This is a genomic window from Burkholderia sp. YIM B11467 (assembly GCF_052952715.1).
In genome coordinates this window covers 178,377-203,072 of the sequence record NZ_JBQVSQ010000008.1, presented here as the reverse complement: position 1 = coordinate 203,072, position 24,696 = coordinate 178,377, and the positions used below count along the sequence as shown (strand labels likewise).

22 protein-coding genes are annotated in these 24,696 nt (G+C 68.7%); 13 read left to right on the top strand and 9 right to left on the bottom strand.

Annotation, left to right across the window (positions count from 1 at the left end; all coding sequences use genetic code 11):
- Nucleotides 1-217 precede the first annotated feature (217 nt).
- Complete coding sequence (locus tag ACTRWB_RS26390; RefSeq protein WP_446903574.1) at nucleotides 218-781, top strand: chloramphenicol phosphotransferase CPT family protein; 564 nt, start codon at nucleotides 218-220, stop codon at nucleotides 779-781.
- Between the two features lie 133 nt (nucleotides 782-914).
- Here the strand turns inward: ACTRWB_RS26390 and ACTRWB_RS26385 are convergent, their stop codons facing one another.
- Nucleotides 915-2,291 (bottom strand): nucleobase:cation symporter-2 family protein, encoded by a 1,377-nt coding sequence (locus ACTRWB_RS26385; RefSeq protein WP_193098950.1) that lies wholly within the window; start codon nucleotides 2,289-2,291, stop codon nucleotides 915-917.
- 439 nt (nucleotides 2,292-2,730) lie between these two features.
- Here ACTRWB_RS26385 and ACTRWB_RS26380 point away from each other — a divergent pair, with 439 nt between their 5' ends.
- The 3 genes from ACTRWB_RS26380 to fghA all read left to right on the top strand — a co-directional run bounded on the left by ACTRWB_RS26380 (nucleotide 2,731) and on the right by fghA (nucleotide 6,411).
- A complete protein-coding gene (locus tag ACTRWB_RS26380; RefSeq protein ID WP_446903573.1) occupies nucleotides 2,731-4,167 on the top strand; it encodes a xylulokinase in 1,437 nt (478 codons plus the stop codon).
- A gap of 272 nt (nucleotides 4,168-4,439) precedes the next feature.
- Nucleotides 4,440-5,546: an S-(hydroxymethyl)glutathione dehydrogenase/class III alcohol dehydrogenase gene (locus ACTRWB_RS26375; RefSeq protein ID WP_034178897.1), complete on the top strand. Its 1,107-nt coding sequence runs from the start codon at nucleotides 4,440-4,442 to the stop codon at nucleotides 5,544-5,546.
- A gap of 16 nt (nucleotides 5,547-5,562) precedes the next feature.
- Nucleotides 5,563-6,411, top strand: a complete 849-nt coding sequence (fghA, locus tag ACTRWB_RS26370) for an S-formylglutathione hydrolase (protein ID WP_446903572.1) — start codon at nucleotides 5,563-5,565, stop codon at nucleotides 6,409-6,411.
- A gap of 118 nt (nucleotides 6,412-6,529) precedes the next feature.
- Here fghA and ACTRWB_RS26365 read toward each other — a convergent pair whose 3' ends face one another.
- Genes ACTRWB_RS26365 through ACTRWB_RS26350 form a run of 4 tightly spaced genes read right to left on the bottom strand, consistent with a single transcriptional unit; the run spans nucleotide 6,530 to nucleotide 9,625 of the window.
- A complete protein-coding gene (locus tag ACTRWB_RS26365; RefSeq protein WP_048245231.1) occupies nucleotides 6,530-7,312 on the bottom strand; it encodes a metal ABC transporter permease in 783 nt (260 codons plus the stop codon).
- Nucleotides 7,305-8,186, bottom strand: a complete 882-nt coding sequence (locus ACTRWB_RS26360; RefSeq protein WP_419685201.1) for an ABC transporter ATP-binding protein — start codon at nucleotides 8,184-8,186, stop codon at nucleotides 7,305-7,307. The genes ACTRWB_RS26365 and ACTRWB_RS26360 overlap by 8 nt, the downstream gene beginning before the upstream one ends.
- Before the next feature lie 15 nt (nucleotides 8,187-8,201).
- Nucleotides 8,202-9,116 carry a metal ABC transporter solute-binding protein gene (locus ACTRWB_RS26355; RefSeq protein WP_412023116.1) on the bottom strand — a complete coding sequence of 305 codons (915 nt, stop codon included), beginning with the start codon at nucleotides 9,114-9,116 and terminating at the stop codon, nucleotides 8,202-8,204.
- 47 nt (nucleotides 9,117-9,163) lie between these two features.
- Nucleotides 9,164-9,625, bottom strand: coding sequence for a Fur family transcriptional regulator (locus ACTRWB_RS26350; RefSeq protein ID WP_011546084.1), 462 nt, complete (start codon nucleotides 9,623-9,625; stop codon nucleotides 9,164-9,166).
- 328 nt (nucleotides 9,626-9,953) lie between these two features.
- Between ACTRWB_RS26350 and ACTRWB_RS26345 the strand changes: the two genes are divergently transcribed.
- From ACTRWB_RS26345 to ACTRWB_RS26310, 8 genes are all read left to right on the top strand, one after another.
- Complete coding sequence (locus tag ACTRWB_RS26345; RefSeq protein ID WP_343494803.1) at nucleotides 9,954-10,730, top strand: L-iditol 2-dehydrogenase; 777 nt, start codon at nucleotides 9,954-9,956, stop codon at nucleotides 10,728-10,730.
- A 93-nt stretch (nucleotides 10,731-10,823) separates the two neighbouring features.
- Nucleotides 10,824-11,780 (top strand): sugar kinase, encoded by a 957-nt coding sequence (locus ACTRWB_RS26340; protein ID WP_419685195.1) that lies wholly within the window; start codon nucleotides 10,824-10,826, stop codon nucleotides 11,778-11,780.
- Nucleotides 11,768-13,120 carry a D-tagatose-bisphosphate aldolase, class II, non-catalytic subunit gene (locus tag ACTRWB_RS26335; RefSeq protein ID WP_446903571.1) on the top strand — a complete coding sequence of 451 codons (1,353 nt, stop codon included), beginning with the start codon at nucleotides 11,768-11,770 and terminating at the stop codon, nucleotides 13,118-13,120. Before ACTRWB_RS26340 ends, ACTRWB_RS26335 begins: the two co-directional genes overlap by 13 nt.
- Nucleotides 13,121-13,181: 61 nt before the next feature.
- Complete coding sequence (locus tag ACTRWB_RS26330) at nucleotides 13,182-14,507, top strand: ABC transporter substrate-binding protein (protein ID WP_048245225.1); 1,326 nt, start codon at nucleotides 13,182-13,184, stop codon at nucleotides 14,505-14,507.
- 101 nt (nucleotides 14,508-14,608) lie between these two features.
- Nucleotides 14,609-15,556: a carbohydrate ABC transporter permease gene (locus ACTRWB_RS26325; RefSeq protein WP_446903570.1), complete on the top strand. Its 948-nt coding sequence runs from the start codon at nucleotides 14,609-14,611 to the stop codon at nucleotides 15,554-15,556.
- The gene (locus ACTRWB_RS26320) at nucleotides 15,553-16,404 is read left to right on the top strand and encodes a carbohydrate ABC transporter permease (RefSeq protein ID WP_011353034.1); all 852 of its coding nucleotides are present in this window, start codon (nucleotides 15,553-15,555) and stop codon (nucleotides 16,402-16,404) included. The genes ACTRWB_RS26325 and ACTRWB_RS26320 overlap by 4 nt, the downstream gene beginning before the upstream one ends.
- The gene (locus tag ACTRWB_RS26315) at nucleotides 16,401-17,099 is read left to right on the top strand and encodes an HAD family hydrolase (protein WP_446903569.1); all 699 of its coding nucleotides are present in this window, start codon (nucleotides 16,401-16,403) and stop codon (nucleotides 17,097-17,099) included. The genes ACTRWB_RS26320 and ACTRWB_RS26315 overlap by 4 nt, the downstream gene beginning before the upstream one ends.
- 58 nt (nucleotides 17,100-17,157) lie before the next feature.
- Nucleotides 17,158-18,267 (top strand): ABC transporter ATP-binding protein, encoded by a 1,110-nt coding sequence (locus ACTRWB_RS26310; RefSeq protein WP_446903568.1) that lies wholly within the window; start codon nucleotides 17,158-17,160, stop codon nucleotides 18,265-18,267.
- Between the two features lie 13 nt (nucleotides 18,268-18,280).
- Here ACTRWB_RS26310 and ACTRWB_RS26305 read toward each other — a convergent pair whose 3' ends face one another.
- Nucleotides 18,281-19,165, bottom strand: coding sequence for a LysR family transcriptional regulator (locus ACTRWB_RS26305; protein ID WP_446903567.1), 885 nt, complete (start codon nucleotides 19,163-19,165; stop codon nucleotides 18,281-18,283).
- Nucleotides 19,166-19,278: 113 nt separating this feature from the next.
- On the opposite strand from ACTRWB_RS26305, the gene ACTRWB_RS26300 reads away from it, so the two are divergent.
- Nucleotides 19,279-20,502 carry an MFS transporter gene (locus tag ACTRWB_RS26300; protein ID WP_446903566.1) on the top strand — a complete coding sequence of 408 codons (1,224 nt, stop codon included), beginning with the start codon at nucleotides 19,279-19,281 and terminating at the stop codon, nucleotides 20,500-20,502.
- Between the two features lie 15 nt (nucleotides 20,503-20,517).
- On the opposite strand, the gene ACTRWB_RS26295 is transcribed toward ACTRWB_RS26300, so the two are convergent.
- The 3 genes from ACTRWB_RS26295 to dalD form a co-directional block, all read right to left on the bottom strand.
- On the bottom strand, nucleotides 20,518-21,474 hold the full coding sequence (locus tag ACTRWB_RS26295; RefSeq protein WP_419685182.1) for a sugar-binding transcriptional regulator: 957 nt from the start codon (nucleotides 21,472-21,474) through the stop codon (nucleotides 20,518-20,520).
- 121 nt (nucleotides 21,475-21,595) lie between these two features.
- The gene (gene xylB / locus ACTRWB_RS26290; RefSeq protein ID WP_446903565.1) at nucleotides 21,596-23,077 is read right to left on the bottom strand and encodes a xylulokinase; all 1,482 of its coding nucleotides are present in this window, start codon (nucleotides 23,075-23,077) and stop codon (nucleotides 21,596-21,598) included.
- 105 nt (nucleotides 23,078-23,182) lie between these two features.
- The gene (dalD, locus tag ACTRWB_RS26285) at nucleotides 23,183-24,577 is read right to left on the bottom strand and encodes a D-arabinitol 4-dehydrogenase (protein ID WP_446903564.1); all 1,395 of its coding nucleotides are present in this window, start codon (nucleotides 24,575-24,577) and stop codon (nucleotides 23,183-23,185) included.
- Nucleotides 24,578-24,696 lie beyond the last annotated feature (119 nt).

Sequence of the window (24,696 nt, the reverse complement as noted above, 5' to 3'; positions counted from 1 at the left end):
GGCAGCCGCTCCTGTTTGCCGAACCGGCTATACAGCGGAAACGAAAACGCCACGGACGAAAGTCCGTGGCGTTTTTTTTGCGAGCGCCGACGCGCCGGTCGATACATTTCATCGCATCGGCTTCCCGGCAAACATGCCCGGTGCGGCGGGTCGGGTCACGCAGTTCGTTCCGCGATACCGATCGGCGTTGTTCAGGGCACGCAGGTACACTCGCCGCATGAAAACGACTCGAATCATCCTGCTCAACGGCGTGGGAAGCTCAGGCAAGACGTCTCTCGCGCATGCGCTCCAGGCCATGCTGGACATCCCGTTCCTGCATGTCCAGATGGATGCGTTTCTCGGCATGCTGCCCGCGCGTTACCTGAACGATGCGGACGGATTCGTTTTTTCGTCATTCATCGAGGACGGCAAGGATGTCGTATCGATACGCAGCGGGCCGGTTGCCCGGCGAGCGATGCAGGGGATGCGACACGCGATCGTCGCGCTGGCGAACCAGGGAAACCATCTGATTGTCGACGACGTGCTGCTGGGCGACGAGAAAGCGGAATATGCCGATTTGCTGGCGCCGTTCACGGTCAGCATGGTTGGCGTCCACTGTCCGCTGGAGGTTCTCGAGGAAAGGGAGCGGCAACGAGGCGACCGTGTTGCCGGGCTGGCACGCTGGCAGTACGACAGGGTGCACGCTGGCGTCACGTATGACGTGACGGTCGACACCAGCAAGGCCACGCCGGAAGCCTGCGCGCGCGAGGTCGCGTCGGCGCTGGCGCTGCACGGGAGCTGATGCCCGGTTTCTCCCGGGACACCCGCCCGCGGTAGGCAGGCGCCGTTGCCACGAGGGTCCCGCCAAGCAAAACGCCACGGCATGCCGTGGCGTTTTTCGTTACTGCGTTGCGCCGTTTTCCGGCGCGGAGCGATCAGTGATGCACGTCGGCCGGGCGACCGTCGAAGTCGTGTCCAGCACGGCGGATGTCGCAACGCGCGTCCTTCTCGCCCTTCACGCCGTTGAACACGATGTTCAGGATCACGGACGTTACCGATGCCAGCAGGATGCCGCTGTGCAGGATCGGTGCGAGCGCCGGCGGCAGCTTCGAGAAGAAGTGCGGCGACACGACCGGCACGAGGCCCATGCCGACGCTCACGGCGACGATGAACAGGTTATGGGAGTTGTTCACGAAGTCGACCTTCGACAGCACCTTGATGCCGTTCGCCGCCACCATCCCGAACATCACGATGCCTGCGCCGCCGAGCACGAACGGCGGCACCGACGCGACGACCTGCGCCATCTTCGGGAACAGGCCGAGCAGCACGAGGATCACGCCGCCCGTCGCACACACGTAACGGCTCTTCACGCCCGTCACGCCGATCAGGCCGACGTTCTGCGAGAACGACGTGTGCGGGAACGAGTTGAAGATGCCGCCGATCAGCGTGCCGAGGCCATCGACGCGCAGGCCGCGCACGAGCTGCTGCTGGTTGACCGGACGATCGACCATGTCGCCGACCGCGAGGAACATGCCGGTCGATTCGATGAACGTGACGAACATCACCGTGACCATCGTCGCGATCGACAGCGGGTCGAAGTGCGGCCAGCCGAAGTGGAACGGCATCACGAAGCCGACCCACGGCGCGAGCGACACGCCTTCCGTGTTCACGCGGCCGATCACGAACGCGATCACGAAGCCGGCGACGATGCCCAGCAGCACCGAGATGTTCGCGATGAAGCCGCGGCCGAACTTGTTGATCAGCAGGATCAGCGTGAGCACGAGCAGCGACAGGCCGAGATAGACGGGGCTGCCGTATTCGGGGTTGCCGACGCCGCCGGCTGCCCAGTTGATGCCGACTTCCATCAGCGACAGACCGATCACCGCAATCACGGTGCCGACCACCACCGGTGGGAAGAACCGCAACAGCTTGCCGATCATCGGCGCCAGCACGATGCCGATGATGCCGGCCGCGATGGTCGAACCGAAGATGTCGAGAATACCGAGGCCGGGGTTCGTGCCGATCGCGATCATCGGGCCGACTGCCGCGAACGTGCAGCCCATGATGACGGGCAGGCGGATCCCGAAGATCCACAGGCCCAGCGTCTGGATCAGCGTCGCGATGCCGCACGAAAACAGATCGGCGCTGATCAGGAACGCGATCTGGTCTTTCGGCAGCTTGAGCGCGCCGCCAACGATAAGCGGTACGGCGACAGCGCCGGCGTACATGACGAGGACGTGTTGCAGGCCAAGCGTTACCAGCTTGCCGGTCGGCAGCACTTCATCGCACGGATGGACCGTGTTCGATTGCATCTGTCTCACTCCATGATCTTGTTTTCGGGGTGATACGAAGTTATGCGGAATGAATCCCCGCAACAAGAGCACTGGGTACTATTCCGTTCTTTGCTGGTTCGATATGCCATTTCGGCATGGAACAGGGGGTCGATCATCGGGAAACTGCCGTAGGAGTGAGGTTCCCCGGATTTATAGCCCTTCAAAATAGCGCGGGCCCCCGTGTCAAATATAGGTCGCTTTATGGTGTGTATCGCGCGGCTCGCATAGTGGCAAAAAGGGGTGTCGAAAAATCGTGCCGGGTTAACCCGCGAACGGCCGCTTTTGCACACAAGGTGCAGCCCGGTGACACCCCGCTGCCGACAGCGCTTTCGGTGCGTCATCGCGGCGGCAAAAATCGGGTCGTGTATCGCGATCCCGTTATCATCGACATCCGTTCATTCGAATTCATCTTCACGTCATGCGCCTGCTCGGAATCGACCTCGGCACCGGCTCCGTCAAACTCGTCACGCTCGATGCCGACGGCATCGAGCGCGCGGTCGCGAGCGAACCTTATGCGTTGTCGTCGCCGCAGCCCGGCTGGGCCGAGATCGCGCCCGACGCGTGGTGGCAGGCGCTGGTGCGCGCGGCCGCGCGGTTGCCGGCAGGCGAGCGCGCGCAGGTCGCGGCGATCGGTTTCTCGGGCCAGATGCATGGCGTCGTGCTGGTCGACGCGGACGGGCAGCCGGTGCGGCCTGCGATGCTGTGGCCCGACACGCGCGCGGTGCGCGAAGCGGATGCGGCCGACTGGCGCGATGCTCCGAATCCCGTCGCACCGGGCATGGCAGGCCCGCTGTTGCGCTGGCTGGCCGCGCACGAACCCGCTGCGCTGCGCGCCGCGCGCTGGGCCGTACAGCCGAAGGACTGGCTGCGCGTCGCACTAGGCGGCGACGTCGCGGCCGATCCGAGCGACGCATGCGCGACCGCGCTCGCGACGCCCGACGGTGCATGGGATACGGCGTTGATCGACACGCTCGGCTTGCCGGCCGACCGGTTCGCGCCGGTTCGTGCGTCGAGCGCACGGACCGGCGTGCTCGGTGCGCGCGCGGCCGCGGCGCTCGGCCTGCCGGCCGGTGTACCGCTTGCGACGGGCGCGGCCGACACGGCATGCGCGGCGCTCGGCAGCGGACTTGTCGCGGCCGGCGACGCGCTGCTGACGACGGGCAGCGGCGGCCAGATCGTCGTGCTCGCGGATACGCTGCCGCCCGCGCGGCGCGGGCTGCATCGCTATCGCACGGCGTCGGGCGGCGGTTATTACACGATGGCCGCGATGCAGAACGTCGGGCTCGCGCTCGAAACCGTGCGCGGCTGGCTCGGCTATCCGGACTGGGCGCACGCGTATGACGATGCGTTCGCGCAACCGGCGTCCGAACGGTTGTGCTTCCTGCCGTACCTGACGGGCGAGCGTTCGCCGTGGATGAACCCCGATGCGCGCGGTGGCTGGCTCGGCCTCGGGCTCGGCGATACGCGCGGTGCGATGATGCGCGCCGCGTTCGAAGGCGTCGCGTTCGCGTTGCGTGCGGGGCTCGATGCGATCCGCGACGCCGATCGCGGCGACCCGGTGACGACGCTGCGTCTCGCGGGCGGCGGCTCGGTCGATCCGCGCTGGCGCCAGTTGCTCGCCGATGCGCTCGGCGCGTCGCTTCATGCGATCGATTGCCCGAACGCCGCGACGCGCGGCGCCGCGCTGCTCGCGGGTGTCGCGATCGGTCACTGGCGGGAAGCGGCGTTGCACGCGCTGGCACCGAGCGCGTCGCCGGTCGCCGCGCCGCGCGACGATCGTCTGCTGGCCGCGCGTTACGCGCGCTTCATCGATCTGTACGTGCGTACGGATGCATGGTTCACGACGGGCGTTTAAACTCGAACACTTGTTCTTTTGCGTCAGCGATGACGCATCGTGGCAAGCCGGCGACCGTTTCCCGCACGCGGTGCGTGTCGGGACCGGCCATCATGGCGAGCACCAGATTCTTGCGCCGTGGCGCGCGCGATGCCGCGCGGCACGGCTTTCACAGCTTTGCATGGGCCCGGCGCAAAGCACGGGACCGGAGCGTGCCGCAGCACCGGCTCCGGTCGACACCCGTGCCGAAGCGCCAACCCGGTTCGACTTAACAGACAGACAGGAGTGACACGATGAAGACGAAAGCCGCGATTGCATGGAAGGCGGGCGCGCCGCTGACGATCGAGGAAGTCGATCTCGAAGGGCCGCGCGCAGGCGAAGTGCTGATCGAAGTGAAGGCAACCGGCATCTGCCACACCGACTACTACACGCTGTCGGGTGCCGATCCGGAAGGCATCTTCCCGGCGATCCTCGGCCACGAAGGCGCGGGCGTGGTGGTCGACGTCGGCCCCGGCGTCGGCACCGTGAGGAAGGGCGACCACGTGATTCCGCTGTACACGCCGGAATGCCGCGAGTGCAAGTTCTGCCTGTCGCGCAAGACCAACCTGTGCCAGAAGATCCGCGCGACGCAAGGCAAGGGCCTGATGCCCGACGCGACGTCGCGCTTCTCGCTCGACGGCAAGCCGCTGTTCCACTACATGGGCACGTCGACGTTCTCGAACTACATCGTGGTGCCGGAGATCGCGGTTGCGAAGGTGCGCGAGGACGCGCCGTTCGACAAGATCTGCTACATCGGCTGCGGCGTGACGACGGGCGTCGGCGCGGTCGTCTACTCGGCGAAGGTCGAGGCGGGCGCGAACGTCGTCGTGTTCGGTTTGGGCGGCATCGGCCTGAACGTGATCCAGGGCGCGAAGATGGTCGGCGCGGACAAGATCATCGGCGTCGACATCAACCCGAAGCGCGTCGAGCTCGCGAAGAAGTTCGGGATGACGCACTTCATCAACCCGAACGAAGTCGAGAACGTCGTCGACCACATCGTGCAACTGACCGACGGCGGCGCGGACTACTCGTTCGAATGCGTGGGCAACGTGAAGCTGATGCGCCAGGCGCTCGAGTGCACGCACAAGGGCTGGGGCCAGTCGTTCATCATCGGCGTGGCGGCAGCCGGCGAGGAAATCAGCACGCGTCCGTTCCAGCTGGTGACGGGCCGCGAATGGAAGGGCTCCGCGTTCGGCGGCGCGCGCGGCCGTACCGACGTGCCGAAGATCGTCGACTGGTACATGGAAGGCAAGATCAACATCGACGACCTGATCACGCACACGCTGCCGCTCGAGCGGATCAACGAAGGCTTCGACCTGATGAAGCAGGGCGAGTCGATCCGCTCGGTCGTGCTGTACTGATCGGGAGCGCATCGCCATGCTCGAACTCGTTTCCTCGCATGCATGCCACGGCGGCGAGCAGCGCTTCTACCGTCACGATTCGGCGGCGATCGGCCTGCCGATGAAGTTCTCGGTGTACCTGCCGCCGCAGGCCGCGCAGGGTCGCGTGCCGGCGCTGTTCTATCTCGCGGGGCTCACGTGTACCGACGAGACGTTCGCGATCAAGGCGGGCGCGCAGCAGTACGCGGCGCAGCACGGCATCGCGCTCGTGATGCCCGACACGAGCCCGCGCGGCGCGGGCGTGCCGGGCGAGACCGACGCGTGGGATTTCGGCGTCGGCGCGGGTTTCTATGTCGACGCGACCGAAGCGCCGTGGTCCGCGCATTACCGGATGGAGTCGTACGTGACGGGCGAGCTGCGCGAGCTCGTCGCGGCCGAGCTGCCGATCGACGGCGCGCGGCTCGGGATCTTCGGCCACTCGATGGGCGGGCACGGCGCGCTGACGCTCGCGTTGCGCCATCCGGGCCTGTACCGGTCGGTGTCGGCATTCGCGCCGATCGCCGCGCCGACGCGCTGCCCGTGGGGCGAGAAGGCCTTCTCGGGTTACCTCGGCGACGATCGCGACGCGTGGAAGCAGCACGACGCGAGCGAACTCGTCGCGCGCGCCGATGCGCCGAAGTTCGCGGACGGCATCCTGGTCGATCAGGGCCTTGCCGACCAGTTCCTCGCGAACCAGCTGAACCCCGACGTGTTCGAGGCCGCCTGTGCGAAGGCCGGTCAGCCGCTGACGCTGCGCCGCCATCCGGGCTACGACCACGGGTACTACTTCATCTCGACGTTCATCGCCGATCACATCGCGCATCACGCGCGCGTGCTCGCCCGGTGAGCGGGACGGGAAGCAGGTAACGCACACACATCGGCATCGCTGTACGCGATCGTCGCGGTGCATAAAAAAACGCCGGCGCTGCCCTCGGGCACGCCGGCGTTTTCATTCGCAGCGGGAATCAGTTGCGTCGCAACAGGCTCGCGCCGTACACGAGCGCGGACAGCGCGGTGATCCAGAAGCTCGTCGGCCAGTCGGTGTGATACGCGAGCACGATACCGGCCCACGCTTCGAACAGCGCGAACAGCGCGGCGAGCAGCACGCCCGTCGACAGCCGCGTCGACACGTTCTGCGCGGCCGCGGCCGGCCCGACCAGCAGCGTGAACACGAGCAGCACGCCGACGATCTGCGTCGCGGCGGCCACCGCGAGCGCGCACACCGCGAGGAACAGCATCGACACCGTGCGCAGCGACACGCCCTTGGCTTCGGCCAGTTCGGGCTGCAGCGACGCGAACAGCAGCGGCCGTGCGATCAGCGCGAGCGCGATGAGGCTCACCGCGCCGATGCCCGCGAGCACCGCGAGCGTGTCGTGGCTGACCGCGAGCACGTTGCCGAACAGCAGCGCGGTGACCTGCGTCGCGAACGACGTATAGAAATGCAGGAACAGCAGGCCGAAGCCGAGCGCGCCCGACAGGATCACGCCGATCGCGACGTCGCGGCCCGCGAGCTTCTCACCGAGCGCGCCCATCCCGATCCCGGCCGCGAGCGTGAAGCCGACCATCCCCCAGATCGGCGAGATGCCGAGCAGCACCGCGCCCGTCGCGCCGGTGAAGCCGACGTGCGACAGCGCGTGGCCGGCGAAGGTCTGCCCGCGCAGCACCAGGAAGTAGCCGACGATGCCCGCGAGCACCGCGACGATGCCCGACGCCGCGAAGGCGTTGATCATGAAGTCGTATTCAAACATCGTGCGAATGCCCGGGATGGGCGTGTCCGTGGTGGTGATGGCCGCCGCCGCCGTGCGAGTGGCCGTCGTCGTCTTCGTGTTCGTGGTCGTGCTTCTCGATCTCGACGTCGCCCGACATCACGAAGATCTTGCCGTTCACGCGCATCACGTCGATCGGCGACCCGTAGAGTCGCGACAGCACCGGCTTCGTGATCACCTCGTCGACGGTGCCGAGCGCCGCGACGCCGTTGCCGAGATACAGCACGCGGTCGAGCGCGTTCAGCAGCGGATTCAGTTCGTGCGCGGAGAACAGCACGGTGATGCCGAGCTCGCGCTGCACGTTGCGCACGAGTTCGACGACACCGCGCTGGTGGTTCGGATCGAGGCTGATCAGCGGTTCGTCGAGCAGCAGCAGCTTCGGGCTGCCGAGCAGGCATTGCGCAAGCAGCAGGCGCTGCCGCTCGCCGCCCGACAGTTCCGATAGCGGCCGGCGCGCGAGCGTCGGGGCGCCGACGAGGTCGAGCACGCGGTCGACCTCGCGCCGCGCCGCCGCGTTCGTGTGCGGCAACCCCCAGCGGTGGCCGTCGGCGGCCATCGCGACGAAGTCGTAGCCGCGCATCCGGCGGTTCGCGAGGCCGCTCCGGATCTGCGGCATGTAGCCGATCGACGCGTTGCCGCGCACGACCGGCACGCCGCCGACGGACAGCGTGCCGCTGGAGATGGGCACGAGGCCGAGCACCGCGCGCATCAGCGTCGTCTTGCCCGCGCCGTTCGGCCCGAGCACGCCGACGAATTCACCGGGTTCGATCGAGAAGCTGACGTCGCGGAGGATCGTGCGTCCGCCCAGTTCGAGCGTGACGCGATCGACTGCGAGTGCGTGAGGAGTGGCGGTCATCGTGTTGCGGTCGTGTTATTTCTTGCCGGCCGAAAGCGCGCTGGCGAGTGCATCGAGCTGGCCGGCCATCCATTGCTGGAAGGTCTTGCCGGCCGGCTGCGTCTCGGTGACGCTGACGGTCGGCACGCCGCCGTCGCGTGCGATCTTCAGCATCCGCTTGGTCATCGGTTCTTCGGCCTGGCTGTTGTAGATCAGTACGCGCACCTGCTTCTTGCGCAGGTCGTTCTCGAACGCGGCGACGTCCTGCGCGCTCGCTTCGGTGTTGTTCATCGTCGCGAGCTGGAAGCGCTGGTTGCGCATGTCGAGGCCGATCGCGTCGGACATATAACCGAATACGGGCTCGGTGGCCGTCACCGGCACGCCCTTGTACTGCGCGCGCAGCGCGGCGACCTTGTCGTCGACGGGCTTCAGCGACGCGACGAACTTCTGCAGGTTCGCATCGTATTCGGCCTTGTTCGCCGGGTCGGCACGGCCGAGCTCGGTGGCGATCGCACGGGCGGCGGCCGGCATCGTCGCCGGGTCGTACCACAGGTGCGGATTGTCGCCGGCCTTCTTGCCGACGAGATCGGCGACGACGATCGTCGCGCGCTTCGCCTGCTTCGACGCGCCGAGCAGCTTGCCCATCCACGGATCGTAGTCGGCGCCGTTGTAGATCACGACTTGCGCGCGCTGGAGCGCGCGGGCCGTTTTCGGGCTCGCTTCGAACAGGTGCGGGTCCTGGTCAGGATTGCTCAGGATGCTCGTTACCGCGACGTGGTGGCCGCCGATCTGCGACACGACATCGCCGTAGAAATTCTCGGCGGCGACGACGTTGACGGTCGCGGCCTGCGCGAATGCCGGCGCCGCGAACGACAGCGCGGCGGCAGCGGCGGCGAGCCAGCGGACAGGCGACAGGGCACGCCGCGGAGCGCGCTTCAAGGCAATGGACATGGAACTCCTCGTTGGAAGGGGCGGCGCATGCGCCGCGCGATTCGGCGTCAGCGTTGCGCGGGCTTGCGCTTGCAGTGGCCGCACAGGCCGCTCAATTCGACGACCTGGTGGTGGACTTCGAACCCGTGCGCGGGCTCGCTCGCGGACAACTGCTTCGCGAGGTCGCCGCCGGGAATCTCGACGGTGTCGCCGCACGAATCGCAGATCAGGAACTGGCCTTCGTGCGGCACGCCGATCTCGCAGCACGCGAAAAACGCGTTCTTCGATTCGATCCGGTGGATGAAACCGTGCTCGACGAGGAAATCCAGCGCGCGATAGACGGTCGTGGGTGGCACGCGGCCGCGCTGCGGCTCGAGCTCGGCGAGCAGGTCGTACGCGCCGATCGGGCGCTGCGCGGCCAGCACGCGTTCGTAGACCTGGCGGCGCAGCGGCGTCCACGCGAGCCCGTGCTCGGCGGCGAATGCGTCGGCCCGGGACAGCCGGGCGTCAATGGACGATGAGGTAGCCATGGCGTGAAGCAGGCAATAAAACGGAGTACCGCGATGATATAACGTATCGTCGCGCCGTGCAGCGCGAATTCCCTTTGCCGTCCTCGCTCCGTCCCCTTCATCGCTTTCCCGGCTGCGCCGCACCGCGCGCGCCGCGCCTTGCCGGGCGTGCGCGGCCGGCCGTCGCCCTGTGCCGTTGTGCCGCAGCGCATCATAGAAAGCCGCCACGTCGCCTTGACAGCGCGAATCGCGTATCCGATCATTCGATCACTAACAGAGCAATTGATCGGTCAGCGGGCGTTCGCTCACTTCGCGGCCGTCGCACAGCAGAACGAACCGGAGACAACCAGTGAGACTGGAACACAAGGTCGCGATCCTGACGGGCGCCGCAAGCGGCATCGGCGAGGCGGTCGCGCAACGCTATCTGGACGAGGGCGCGCGCTGCGTGCTCGTCGACCTGAAGCCGGCGGGCGGATCGCTCGCGCGGCTCATCGAAGCGAACCCTGGCCGCGCGATGGCCGTCACCGCGGACGTCACGCGCCGCGACGATATCGAGCGGATCGTCATGACCGCGGTCGAGCGCTTCGGCGGCGTCGACATCCTGTTCAACAACGCGGCGCTGTTCGACATGCGCCCGATCCTCGACGAATCGTGGGACGTGTTCGACCGGCTGTTCGCGGTCAACGTGAAAGGGCTGTTCTTCCTGATGCAGGCCGTCGCGCAGCGGATGGTCGAGCAGGGGCGCGGCGGCAAGATCGTCAACATGTCGTCGCAGGCCGGCCGTCGCGGCGAGGCACTCGTTTCGCACTACTGCGCGACCAAGGCCGCGGTGATCAGCTATACGCAGTCGGCCGCGCTCGCGCTCGCGCCGCACCGGATCAACGTGAACGGCATCGCGCCGGGCGTCGTCGACACGCCGATGTGGGAGCAGGTCGATGCGCTGTTTGCGCGCTACGAGAACCGGCCGCTCGGCGAGAAGAAACGGCTCGTCGGCGAAGCCGTGCCGCTCGGCCGCATGGGCGTGCCGGGCGACCTGACGGGCGCCGCGCTGTTCCTCGCATCGGCCGACGCCGACTACATCACCGCCCAGACGCTGAACGTCGACGGCGGCAACTGGATGAGCTGACATGGCGCCGCTCGCACGCGCAACCTGCCGGCCGGCCCTCGACGGGGCGGCTTGCCCGCCCGGCGCGGCCGCCGTCGAACGAGGATACGCCTGATGGCCGCGATCGTTGTTGCCGGCGAACTGCTGGCCGAATTCGTCGCCGCCGAGCGCGGCCAGGGCTTCGACACGCCGGGCCTGTTCACCGGACCGTTCCCGAGCGGCGCGCCCGCGATCTTTGCCGATCAGGCTGCACGGCTCGGCGCGCGCGTCGCGTATGCGGGCTGCGTCGGCCGCGACGCATTCGGCGACGCGATCGTCGCGCGGCTCGAACTCGACGGCGTCGACGTTGCGCGCATCCGTCGCGTCGCGCGCCCGACGGGCACCGCGTTCGTCGCGTATCGCGACGACGGCTCGCGCAGCTTCGTATTCAGTCTTGCCACCAGCGCGGCCGCGTGCGTCGATGCGTCCGACGTCGATACGTCGATGTTCGACGGCTGCCGCTACTTCCACGTGATGGGCTCGTCGCTGACGAGCGAATCGGCGATCGCGGCGGTGCACCGCGGCGTGATCGAGGCCGCGCGCGCCGGCGCGAAGGTGTCGTTCGATCCGAACGTGCGGCCCGAAATGCTGAGCTTTCGCCCGATGCGCGCGGCGCTCGACGAGATGCTCGCCGCCTGCCACCTGTTCCTGCCGAGCGAAGCCGACCTGCCGTTCTTTTGCGGGCCGCAGCCGGCCGAGCGCGCGATCGCGGGCCTGCTCGCGACGCATCCGCTGCTCGAGCGTGTGGTGTTGAAGCGCGGCGCGGCAGGCAGCGTTGCGTTCGACCGTGCGAACCGCGTCGACGCGCCGGCCTTTCCGGTCGACGAGATCGACCCGACCGGCGCCGGCGACTGTTTCGGCGGCACGCTGGTCGCGAGCCTCGTCGCGGGCGTGCCGATCGACGTTGCGCTGCGCCGTGCGAACGCGGCCGGCGCGATCGCGGTCACGCGGCGCGGCCCGATGGAAGGCAACAGCAGCGCGGCCGAGATCGACCGTTTCCTGACCGAACGAGGTATCGCATGTCCGGCCTGACGACCATCGCCGAACGCACGCGCACCGCGCACGCCGATGCCGTGCTGCGGATGATCTTCGACGCGAATCGCGCGGACGCGCAGCGCGGCATCTATTCGATCTGCAGCGCGCACCGGCTCGTGCTGGAGGCGGCTTGCGAAGCCGCACGCGCGGATGGCTCACCGCTGCTGATCGAGGCGACCTGCAACCAGGTGAACCATCTCGGCGGCTATACGGGCATGACGCCCGCCGATTTCCGCCGCGACGTCGATACGATCGCCGAGCGCTGCGGGCTGCCGCCGTCGGCGCTCGTGCTCGGCGGCGACCATCTCGGCCCGAACCCGTGGCGGCATCGCCGCGCGGCCGACGCGATGCGCGAGGCCGGCGCGATGGTCGCCGCGTATGTCGAGGCCGGCTTCGAAAAGATTCACCTCGATGCGAGCATGGCCTGCGCGGACGATCCGGCGCGGCTCGACGACCGCACGATCGCCGCGCGCGCGGCCGAGCTGTGCCGCGCGGCGGAAGACGCGGCGGCGCGCGCCGGCGTCGCGCCCGTCTACGTGATCGGCACCGAGGTGCCGACGCCGGGCGGCGAAGTCGGCGGCCATGACGGCGAGGCGGCGATCGCGCGGATCGCGGTCACGCGCAGCGACAGCATCGACGCGACGCTCGACGCGCACCGCCGCGCGTTCGCGGCGGCCGGGCTCGACGACGCGTGGACGCGCGTGGTCGCGATCGTCGCGCAGCCGGGCGTCGACTTCGACGACCGCCACGTGCTCGACTACGACAGCGCCAAGGCAGCGTCACTCGGCGCGAGTATCCTGCATACACCGCGTCTCGTGTTCGAGGCGCATTCGACCGATTACCAGACCGAGGGTGCGCTCGCCGCGCTCGTGCGCGATCACTTCGCGGTGTTGAAGGTCGGCCCGGCGCTGACGTTCGCGCTGCGCGAGGCGCTGTTCGCATTGACGTTCATCGAGGATGCGCTGATCGACGACGTCGCGCAGCGCTCGCGGTTGCGCGACGTCGTCGACGCCGCGATGCGCGCGCAGCCCGAGCACTGGGCGCCGTACTACCGCGGCGACGAGACCGAGCAGCGGCTCGCGCGCCAGTTCAGCTACAGCGACCGGATTCGCTACTACTGGCTGCAGCCGGCCGTCGCGGCCGCGGTCGAGCAATTGTTCGGCAACCTCGCGCGGCAGCCGGTGCCCGAGACGCTCGTCGCGCAGTGGCTGCCGGATGTCTACGCGGCGTGCCGCGCGGGCGGGCTCGCGAAGGAGCCGCGCGCATGGGTGCGCCACCGGATACGCGACGTGATTGCGCACTATGCGCGCGCGTGCGGAATGCAGCGGCCGGCATGACGGGCCGCGAAGGAAACGACGCAAGACCGACGATACTTCGAACAATCACAGGAGACATGCCATGCAACGAAAGATGCTCGACGCCGCCGCACGCTGCTTCGCCGGAGCTGCGCTCGCGACGGCCGCCTGCGCCGCGTCCGCCGGTACGCTGACGATCGCGACGCTGAACAACCCCGACATGATCGAGCTGAAGAAGCTGTCGCCGGCGTTCGAGAAAGCGAACCCCGACATCAAGCTGAACTGGGTGATCCTCGAGGAGAACGTGCTGCGCCAGCGCGCGACGACCGACATCACGACCGGCAGCGGCCAGTTCGACGTGATGGCGATCGGCACCTACGAGACGCCGCAGTGGGGCAAGCGCGGCTGGCTCGCGCCGATCACGGGCCTGCCCGCCGACTACGACCTCAACGACATCGTGAAGACCGCGCGCGACAGCCTGTCGTACAACGGCCAGCTGTATGCGCTGCCGTTCTACGTCGAAAGCTCGATGACGTTCTACCGCAAGGACCTGTTCGCGGCGAAGGGGCTGAAGATGCCCGACCAGCCGACCTACGACCAGATCGCCGAGTTCGCGGACAAGCTCACCGACAAGGCGAAGGGCACCTACGGGATCTGCCTGCGCGGCAAGGCCGGCTGGGGCGAGAACATGGCGTTCGTGTCGACGGTCGTGAACACGTTCGGCGGGCGCTGGTTCGACGAGAACTGGAACGCGCAGCTCACGTCGCCCGAATGGAAGAAGGCGATCACGTTCTACGTGAACCTGCTGAAGAAGGACGGCCCGCCGGGAGCGAGCTCGAACGGCTTCAACGAGAACCTGACGCTGACCGCGTCGGGCAAGTGCGCGATGTGGATCGACGCGACGGTCGCGGCCGGGATGCTCTATAACAAGCAGCAGTCGCAGGTCGCCGACAAGATCGGCTTCGCGCCCGCGCCGGTCGCCGTCACGCCGAAGGGTTCGCACTGGCTGTGGGCGTGGGCGCTGGCCGTGCCGAAGACCTCGAAGCAGCAGGATGCCGCGCGCAAGTTCATCGCGTGGGCGACGTCGAAGCAGTACATCGAGATGGCCGGCAAGGACGAGGGCTGGGCGTCGGTCCCGCCGGGCACGCGCGCGTCGACCTATCAGCGCCCCGAGTACAAGGCCGCCGCGCCGTTCTCGGACTTCGTGCTGAAGGCGATCGAGACGGCCGACCCGACCGATCCGTCGCTGAAGAAGGTGCCGTACACGGGCGTGCAGTACGTCGGGATTCCTGAATTCCAGTCGTTCGGCACGGTGGTGGGCCAGTCGATCGCGGGTGCTGTCGCGGGCCAGATGACGGTCGACCAGGCGCTGGCCGCCGGGCAGGCCGCCGCCGACCGCGCGGTCCGGCAGGCCGGCTACAAGAAGTAACGCGGCCCCGCACCGTGTGCCGTCGGGCACGGTGCGGGTCGCCCATGCTGAAAGGCGGGCAGGCCGTTCGCGCCCGCGCATCAACCGGAGGGACTCCGATCATGCGTCACCTACGTCTTCCCCTGAGTCACGCGCCGTCGGTCGGCGACGCGTCGTCGCCGCCGGGCGCGCCGCGCCACGCGCGCGGCGGCGCGAGCTGGCTCGTGTCGCCGTCCGTCGCGGTGCTGCTGCTGTGGATGTCGATTCCGCTCGCGATGACGATCTGGTATTCGTTCTCGCGCTACAACCTGCTGAACCCGGACGTGAAGGGTTTCGCGGGCCTCGACAACTACCGCTTCCTCGCGACCGATCCGTCGTTCCTGCCCGCGATCTGGCACACGCTCGTGCTGATCGGCGCGGTGCTCGCGATCACGGTGATCGGCGGCGTGCTGATGTCCGTGCTGTTCGACCGCAAGTTCTACGGGCAGGGCGTGGCACGCCTGCTGGCGATCGCGCCGTTCTTCGTGATGCCGACGGTGTCCGCGCTGATCTGGAAGAACATGATCCTGCACCCGGTGTACGGGCTCGTCGCGACCGCGATGCGCGCGCTCGGGATGACGCCGATCGACTGGTTCGCCGATTACCCGCTTACCGCCGTGATCATCATCGTCGCGTGGCAATGGCTGCCGTTCGCGTTCCTGATCCTGTTCACCGCGATCCAGTCGCTCGACCAGGAGCAGAAGGAAGCCGCGCGCATCGACGGCGCGGGCCCGATCGCGATGTTCTTCTACATCACGCTGCCGCACCTGAAGCGTGCGATCGCGGTGGTCGTGATGATGGAGACGATCTTCCTGCTGTCGATCTTCGCGGAGATCTACACGACGACCGGCGGCGGCCCCGGCGATGCGACGACCAACCTGTCGTACCTGATCTACGCGCTCGGCCTGCAGCAGTTCGACGTTGGCCTCGCATCCGCCGGCGGCATCATCGCCGTGGTGGTCGCGAACGTCGTGTCGTTCTTCCTCGTGCGGATGCTCGCGCGCAACCTGAAGGGAGAGTACGAGAAATGAGCGACCTGACCTTCGAAGGCCGGCGCGTGCCGGCCGTGTTCGACCTGGTGCGGCGCGCGCTGCCCGGCACGCTCGCGTGGCTGATCGCGCTGCTGCTGTTCTTCCCGATCTTCTGGATGGCGATCACCGCGTTCAAGACCGAGCAGCAGGCGTATGCGTCGACGCTGTTCTTCATCCCGACGCTTGACAGCTTCCGCGAGGTGTTCGCGCGCAGCAACTACTTCGCGTTCGCGTGGAATTCGGTGCTGATCTCGGCGGGCGTCACGGTGATCTCGCTGCTGTTCGCGGTGCCGGCCGCGTACGCGATGGCGTTCTTCCCGAACCACCGCACGCAGAAGGTGCTGCTGTGGATGCTGTCGACGAAGATGATGCCGTCGGTCGGCGTGCTCGTGCCGATCTACCTGCTGTGGAAGAACGCGGGGCTGCTCGATACCGTGTCGGGCCTCGTGATCGTCTACACGCTGATCAACCTGCCGATCGCGGTGTGGATGACCTTCACGTACTTCAACGAGATCCCGAAGGACATCCTCGAAGCCGGGCGCATCGATGGCGCATCGACGTGGCAGGAGATCGTCTACCTGCTGATGCCGATGGCGCTGCCGGGGCTCGCGTCCACCGCGCTGCTGCTGGTGATCCTGTCGTGGAACGAAGCGTTCTGGAGCATCAACCTGTCGAGCTCGAACGCGGCGCCGCTGACCGTGTTCATCGCGTCGTACTCGAGCCCCGAGGGGTTGTTCTGGGCGAAGTTGTCCGCGGCTTCGTTGCTCGCGGTCGCGCCGATCCTGATCGTCGGCTGGCTGTCGCAGAAGCAGCTGGTGCGCGGGCTCACGTTCGGGGCGGTCAAATGAGCGCTACCGGTCAAGGTGCGAACGTGCTGATCTGCGATTGCGACGGCGTGCTGATCGACAGCGAGGCGGTCGCCGCCGACGTGATCGTGCGCGAACTCGATGCGCGCTGGCCGGGCGTCGATGCGCGGCCGGCCGTGATGCCGCTGCTCGGGCTGCGCATCGAACGCGTGCTGGCCGGCGCGAGTGACGCCGTCGGCCGCACGCTGTCGGCCGACGACGTCGATGCGATCCGCCGTGCGGTCGAGGCGGCGGCCGTCAACGCACCGATGGTCGAAGGCATCGACGCGGCGCTGGCCGCGATCGACCTGACGACGGCCTGCGCGAGCAACAGCTACCGCACGTATGTCGAGGCGGCGCTCGCGCGCACGGGCCTCGCGCGCTTCTTCGGCGACCGGCTGTTCTGCGCGGATTCCGTCGCGCGGCCGAAGCCGGCGCCGGACGTGTATCTCGCGGCCGCGCGCACGCTCGGCGTGGCGCCCGCGCAGTGCCTCGTCGTCGAGGACAGCGTGACGGGCATCACCGCGGCGGCCGCGGCCGGCATGACCGTGCTCGGCTTCGTCGGCGGCGGGCATGCGTCGGCCGCGCAGATCGACGCGCTGCGCGGCATCGGCGCGCGTCACGTATTCGACGACATGCACGAGCTGCCCGGCTACGTCGCGCGCTGGCAGGCGACGGGCGCGGTGCTGCCGAACTAGGACAAGTTACGCGCCGCATGCGTGCATGCGGCGCATCACGAACGAACGGAGACAGATCATGGCAAGCGTGCTCCTGCGCAACATCGCGAAGCGCTACGACGAAACCGAAGTGCTGCGCAACGTGAACCTCGACATCGCCGACGGCGAATTCGTCGTGTTCGTCGGCCCGAGCGGCTGCGGCAAATCCACGCTGATGCGGATGATCGCGGGCCTCGAGGATATTTCGAGCGGCGACCTGCTGATCGACGGCGCGAAGGTCAACGACGTGCCGAGCGCGAAGCGCGGCATCGCGATGGTGTTCCAGTCGTATGCGCTGTACCCGCACATGACGCTGTACGACAACATGGCGTTCGGTCTCAAGCTCGCGGGCGCGAAGAAGCCCGAGATCGACCAGGCGGTGAAGAACGCGGCGAAGATCCTGCACATTGATCACCTGCTCGACCGCAAGCCGAAGCAACTGTCGGGCGGCCAGCGGCAGCGCGTCGCGATCGGCCGCGCGATCACGCGCAAGCCGAAGGTGTTCCTGTTCGACGAGCCGCTGTCGAACCTCGATGCCGCGCTGCGCGTGAAGATGCGGCTGGAGTTCGCGCGGCTGCACGACGAGCTGAAGACGACGATGATCTACGTGACGCACGACCAGGTCGAGGCGATGACGCTCGCCGACAAGATCGTCGTGCTGTCGGGCGGCGCGGTGCAGCAGGTCGGCACACCGAACGAGCTGTATCACGCACCGGCGAACCAGTTCGTCGCGGGCTTCATCGGTTCGCCGAAGATGAACTTCCTGAAAGGCACGGTCGAATCGGTCGATGCGGGCGGCGTGCTGGTGCGCTTCGACAGCGGCGAGACGCAGCGCGTGGCGGTCGAAGCGGCGGGGCTGCAGCGCGGCGCGGCGGTGACCGTCGGCGTGCGGCCCGAGCATCTGTTGGTCGAGGCCGCGGCCACGGGTGTCGCCGCGCGGACGATGGCCGTCGAGTCGCTCGGCGATGCCGCGTATCTGTATGCGGAGTCGGCGGTTGCGCCGGACGGGCTGATCGCGCGGATTCCGCCGCTCGATACGTATCGCACCGGCGACGCGCTGCACGTGCACGCGCAGGCCGAGCACTGCCATCTGTTCGACGAGCACGGGCAGGCGTTGCGGCGACTCGGCGTGCACGCGAAGGCCGCGTGACGGCCGGCTGCGCTCACAGGTGCAAGTTCGCGGCCATGTAATCGACGAACGCGCGCAGCTTCGGCGTCGGATGGCGGCCTGATGGCCACAGCGCATAGAGCGGCGTGCGGCTCGCGACGTGTTCGTCGAGCACCGCGCGCAGCGTGCCGCCATCGAGCGCGCCGTGCACGAAGAATTCGGGCAGGCACGCGATGCCGAGCCCGCGCAGCGCGAAGCACAGGCGCGTTTCCGCGCTGTTGCTGACCATCGATACGGGCACGTCGGGCGGCGTGCCCGAGCGCGGCACGCGCAGCGGCCAGGTTTCGAGCTTGCCGCTGCTCGGGAAGCGGTAATGCAGGCAACGGTGGCGCGCGAGATCGGCCGGTGTGTGCGGTGTGCCGTGCCGGTCGAGATAGTCGGGCGACGCGACGAGGTGCTGGCGGAAATGGCCGAGCAGCCGCGACGACAGCCGCGAATCCGACGGCTGGCCGGTGCGCAGCACCGCGTCGAAACCTTCTTCGACGACGTCGACGAGCCGGTCGCTGAAATCGATATCGAGTTCGATCTCCGGGTACGCGGCCATGAAGTCGGCGAGCACCGGCAGCAGCAGCGTGCCGATCGTCGGCAGGCTCACGCGCAAACGCCCGCGCGGCGCTTCGGCGCTGTGCTTCAGTTCCTGCTCGGCCGCGTCGATCTCGGCGATCACGCGCCTGCACCGTTCGAGAAAGCGCGTGCCTTCGGCGGTCAGCGTGATGCTGCGCGTGCTGCGGTGAAACAGCCGCACGTTCAGGCGCGCCTCGAGCCGCGCGATGCGCTTGCCGATCGCCGATGCCGACAGCCCGAGCGCGCGGCCGGCCGCGACGAAACTGCGCGTTTCCGCGACCTGCACGAACACGACGAAGCCGCCCAGATTTTCCATGCAAGATCCCGATTGCGGACATCGACGTCCGGATTGTCCGGAACTCTAACCCGGTTTTTCTTCTCGCGTCGGCTCCTTACGATGGGCGTTCCTTCACTGTTCGAGGTCACGCCATGTCATCCCAGCCTGTCACCGCGTCCTGCGCCGAATCGGACGCCGCGCTCGGTCGCGCGCCCGCCGATGAGCGCCTGCCGGTCGCGAACCTGCTGGCGCTCGCGACGGCCGCCTTCATCACGATCCTTACCGAGGCATTGCCGGCCGGCCTGCTGCCGCTGATGAGCGTCGACCTGCACGTGCCGGCCGCGCTGATCGGCCAGCTCGTGACCGTGTACGCGCTCGGCTCGATCGTCGCGGCAATTCCGCTCGTGGCCGCGACCCGCGCGATGCGCCGACGCCGCCTGCTGCTCATGGCGCTGGCCGGCTTCGTCGTGTCGAATGCGCTGACCGCCGTGTCGCCGTACTACGCGCTCACGCTTGTCGCGCGCTTCGTCGCGGGCATGTCGGCCGGGCTGCTGTGGGCGTTGCTGGCCGGTTATGCGAGCCGGATGGTCGACGCGTCGTTGCGCGGCCGCGCGATCGCGGTCGCGATGCTCGGCGCGCCGGTCGCGATGTCGATCGGCATTCCGGCCGGCACCGCGCTGGGCGCGGCGCTCGGCTGGCGGGTCGCGTTCGCGTTGATCACGCTCGCGGCGCTCGCGCTGATCGGCTGGATCCGCTTGCGCTTGCCCGATTACCCGGGGCAGCAGGCCGGCGCGCGCGAACCGGTGCTCGGCGTGATGACGCTGCCGGGCGTGCGGCCGGTCCTGATCGTGATGTTCGCGTACGTGCTCGCGCATAACATGCTGTACACGTATGTCGCGCCGTTCCTCGCGGGCGTCCGGATGGGTGCGCAGGTCGATGTGGTGCTGTTCGTGTTCGGCATCGCGTCGCTGGTCGGCATCGCGCTGACGGGCGCGTGGATCGGCGCCGCGCAACGGCGTCTGACGCTCGCCAGCATCGCGCTGTTCGCGCTCGCGGCGGTGATGCTCGGCGCCGGATCGGGGATGACGATCGTCTATGCGGGCGTCGCGCTGTGGGGGCTCGCGTTCGGCGGCGCGCCGACGCTGTTCCAGACGGCCACCGCGAACGCGGCGGGGGACGCCGCCGACGTCGCGCAGTCGATGCTCGTGACGGTGTGGAACCTCGCGATCGCCGGGGGCGGCATCGCGGGCGGGATGCTGCTCGGCGCCACCGGCGCTGGTGCGATTCCGTGGGTGCTCGTCGCGCTGCTGGCGGCCGCGTGGGTCGGCGCGTGGCGCGCGCGCCGGCATGCGTTTCCGGCGCCGCGCGCGGCCTGAGCGTTCGGCTGCGGGTCAGTCCGCCTTCGCGTCGAGTGCGGCGCGCGCGCAGGTTTCGTCGGTGACGAGCCCCGACATCCAGCGGCCGCGCAATGCGGCGATCACCGCGTCGCGTTTCTTCGGGCCGCCCGCGAACGCGATCGTCGGGCGCTTCGGCGGCGTGGCGAGCGACACGCTCGTCACGCGCGTGCCGGTCGACACGTCGATCAGCTTGCCCTGCGCATCGATCGGCATGCCGAGCAGTTCGGCCACCGCGCCGAGCGCGGTCATCTCGTCGCGCTCCTGTTCGGTGATGAAGCCGTCTTCGTAGAGCGGGCAGTGCGGGCCGATGTTGCCGATCCCGACGAACGCGACGTCGGCCTTGCCCGACAGCGCCTCGACGATCCGGTACAGCCGGTGGTTGCACCACTGCGCGCGCTCGGCCGCGCTGTCGGCGAACAGCGGCGCGGGCAGCAGGAAGTGCTTGCTGCCGGTCTTCTCGGAGATGTACTGCGCGACGTCGTAGCGGTTCGACGATCCGTCGGCCGCGATCGCGCCGACCATCGACACGAGCCGGTGCTGCGGGCGCTCGATCTGCGCGATCTGCGCGACCGCGGCCTTCAGCGTCCGGCCGCTGCTGACGGCGATCACCATCGGCCGCGTCTCGCCCAGGTAGCGCTCCATCACCTGCGCGCCGGCGACCGCGAGCTTGCGGTCGATCGCGTCGGGCGCATCGGCATCGACGGGCACGACCTCGCACATCGCGAGGCCGTAGCGCTTCGACAGCTGCGCGCCGAGATCGAGGCAGTCGGCGAGCTGGTGGTCGACGCGCACGCGGATCAGGTTCTTCTCGACCGCGAACGCGACGAGGCGCTGCGCGACGGGGCGCGACACCTGCAGCTTTTCGGCGATTTCGTTCTGCGTGTCGCCCGCGACGTAGTAGAGCCACGCGGCACGCGTGGCGAGATCGAGTTTTTCTGAGGACTTGGACACGATAGCGATTCGGTTCGGAGCTGGGGGGCCGCCCGCGGGCCGGCCGGCGGGCCGCACGACGGCATCCACTGTACCGCATGTCGCGCGTGCGGCCGGCGGCCGGTGCGCGCGACCGCGGCGCTTACGCGAGCCGCGTGCGCGACGGTTCGTACAGCGGCCGCACGTGACGGTACAGCGTGCGGAACGCGTCGAGGCGTTCGCGCAGCAGCGCATGGCGCGCCGCGTCCGGTGCGTATTCGGCACGCACGGGCGGCTTGGTCAGCACCGTATGCGGATCGCCGCCGACGGCCAGCCAGCCGAGCCGCGCGGCGCCGAGCGCCGCACCGGTTTCGCCGCCGCCGATCTGGCGCGTGCGCACGTTCAGCGCGTCGGCGATCAGCTGCGCCCAGAACGCGCTGCGCGCGCCGCCGCCGATCAGCGACAACTGGTCGGTTTCGATGCCGGCCGCATGCAGCGCGTCGAAGCCGTCGGCGAGGCCGAGCGTCACGCCTTCGAGCACCGCGTAGCCGAGATGCGCGCGCTCGGTCGCGTGCGTCATCCCGAAGAACACGCCCTGCGCATACGGATCGTTGTGCGGCGTGCGTTCGCCGGACAGGTAGGGCAGGAACAGCGGCGCCGTCGCGAGCGCGTCGGCGTCGAGCGCCGCGACTTCGGCGAGCAGCGCGGGCTCGTCGGTGCCGGTCAGCTTGCAGACCCAGCGCAGGCAGCTCGCGGCCGACAGCACGACGCTCATCAATTGCCAGCGATCGGGAATCGCATGGCAGAACGCATGCACGGCCGACGCGGGATTCGGCATGAAGCGGTCGCCGACCACGCTCAGCACGCCCGACGTGCCGAGCGACACGAAGCCGTCGCCCGCGTGGATCGCGCCGATGCCGAGCGCGCTGGTCGCGTTGTCGCCGCCGCCGCCCGCCACCACGACGGCCTCCGACAGCCCGAGTTCGCGTGCGATATCGGCGCGCAGCGTGCCCGAAGGTGCATTGCCCTCGACGATGCGGGGCATCTGGTCGCGCGTCATCCCGCACGCGGCGAGCAGCGCGTCGGACCAGTCGCGGCGCGCGACGTCGAGCCACAGCGTGCCGGCTGCGTCCGATGGGTCCGACACCTTCGCGCCGGTCAGCCGGAACCGCAGGTAGTCCTTCGGCATCAGCACGCACGCGGTGGCCGCGAATACGTCGGGTTCGTGTTTCGCGACCCACAGCAGTTTCGGCGCGGTGAAGCCCGGCATCGCGAGATTGCCGGCCAGTGCGTGGAGATCGGGCGCACGTTTGGTGAGCAGCGCGCATTCGTCGGCGCTGCGCATGTCGTTCCACAGGATCGCGGGGCGCAGCACCCGGTCGTCGCGGCCGAGCAGCACGGCGCCGTGCATCTGGCCCGACAGGCCGATGCCGCGCACCTGCGCGAACGCTTGCGGATGCCGTTCGCGCAGCGCCGCGAGCGCGGCGAGCGTGCCTTGCCACCAGTCGTCCGGATGCTGTTCGGCCCAGCGCGGATGTGGCCGCGACACGGTGAACGGCGAGCCGGCGGTGCCGACGACCGCGCCGTCCGGGGCGAGCAGCAGCACCTTCACTTCCGAGGTGCCGAGGTCGATGCCGAGATACATGAGCGATCCGTTCCGTCAGAGAGGAGCCGCTACTTTAGCCGTGCTGCCCGGCATGTGCCAAGCAGGTTCGCCCGGCCCGTGCGGCCGGGCGCCGGCTGCCGCGCGTCAGCGCGGCGCGAGCCAGGCGTCGACCCGCGCGAGCCCGGCGCGCAGCGCCTCGTACAGCGCCGCGTTGCCGGCGAGCGAACCCCACAGCGGGCGGCTCGCGCACAGCGCGACGACCGGGTCGTCGGCGTCGACGATCGCCCGCGCGGCGCCTTCGTCCATCACGCCGTCCTGGTACGCGTACGGCAGTGTGCCGCGCGCCCAGCGTTCGAGAAAGCGCAGGAACAGCGCGGGCAGCACGGCGGTGGCGACCGGCGCCGCGCCGCGCGCGAACGATTCGGCGAGCGTCGGCGCGATGAAGCCGGGGATCTTCGAGAAGCCGTCGGCCGCGACGCGCTGGTTCGTGTCGAGCACGTACGGATTGCCGAAGCGTTCGAGCACGACGTCGCGGTAGCGCGCGAGATCGAGCGGGCTCGGGGTGAGGCACGGGATCACGTCCTGCGTCACGTAGTCGTGCGCGAAGCGGCGGATCGCCGCGTCGTGCGTGCCTTCGTGGATATACGTGTGGCCCGCGAGCGTGCCGGCCCACGCGATGCAGCTGTGCGTCGCGTTGAGGATGCGGATCTTCGCTTCCTCGTACGGGTGCACGTCGTCGACGAGTTCGGCGCCGGCCAGCTCCCAGCGCGGCCGGCCGGCCGCGAAGCGGTCCTCGATCACCCACTGGATGAACGATTCGCCCATCACCGGGCACGCGTCGTCGATGCCGGTGGCCGCCAGCACGCGTTCGCGCACGTCGGCGGTCGGGCGCGGCGTGATGCGGTCGACCATCGCGCTCGGCGTGGCGACGTTCGCGTCAAACCATGCGAGCAGGTCGGCCTGCCCGCGCCGCTCGAGGAATTCGCGCATCCCCGCGCGAAAGCGCGCGCCGTTGTTGCGCAGGTTGTCGCAGCTCTGCAGCGTCAGCGGGCCCGCGCCGCGCGTCATGCGTTCGGCGAGCAGCGCCGCGAGCGCGCCGTACAGCGTCGTGCGCGCGCCCTGCAGGTCGGCCGCGAGATCGGCGTTCGCGATGTCGAGCCGGTTGTGTTCGTCGAGGTAGTAGCCGCCTTCGGTGACGGTGAACGACACAATCCGGCAGGCTGGATCGGCGCCGGCGTCGATCAGCGCGGCGAGGTCGATCGACCACGGCAGCACGCGCGTGATCGCGCGGATCGTCTCGTACGCGCGCTCGCCTTGCGGCGTGACGGTTTCGAGCGTGTATTCGCCGTGCTGCACGGCCAGCGCGTCCATCGTCGCGCGCATGTCGTCGCGGATGTTGCCGACGGTCAGCGACCAGCGTTCGTCGGCCGACACGGCCGCGTTCACGCGATGCAGATACCACGCCTGGTGCGCGCGGTGAAACGAGCCCGCGCCGATGTGCAGCAGCACGGGCGCGCGGGCGGAGGACGATTCGCTCATCCGGTGTCTCCTGTTCGTGCCAGTCTTTCCTGTCGACTAGATCATTTGCTCGTCATGTGAGCGAATGATCGTATTCGGGCGAGCGAAAGTCAAGGCGGGGAAACGGCATTTCGATGGTG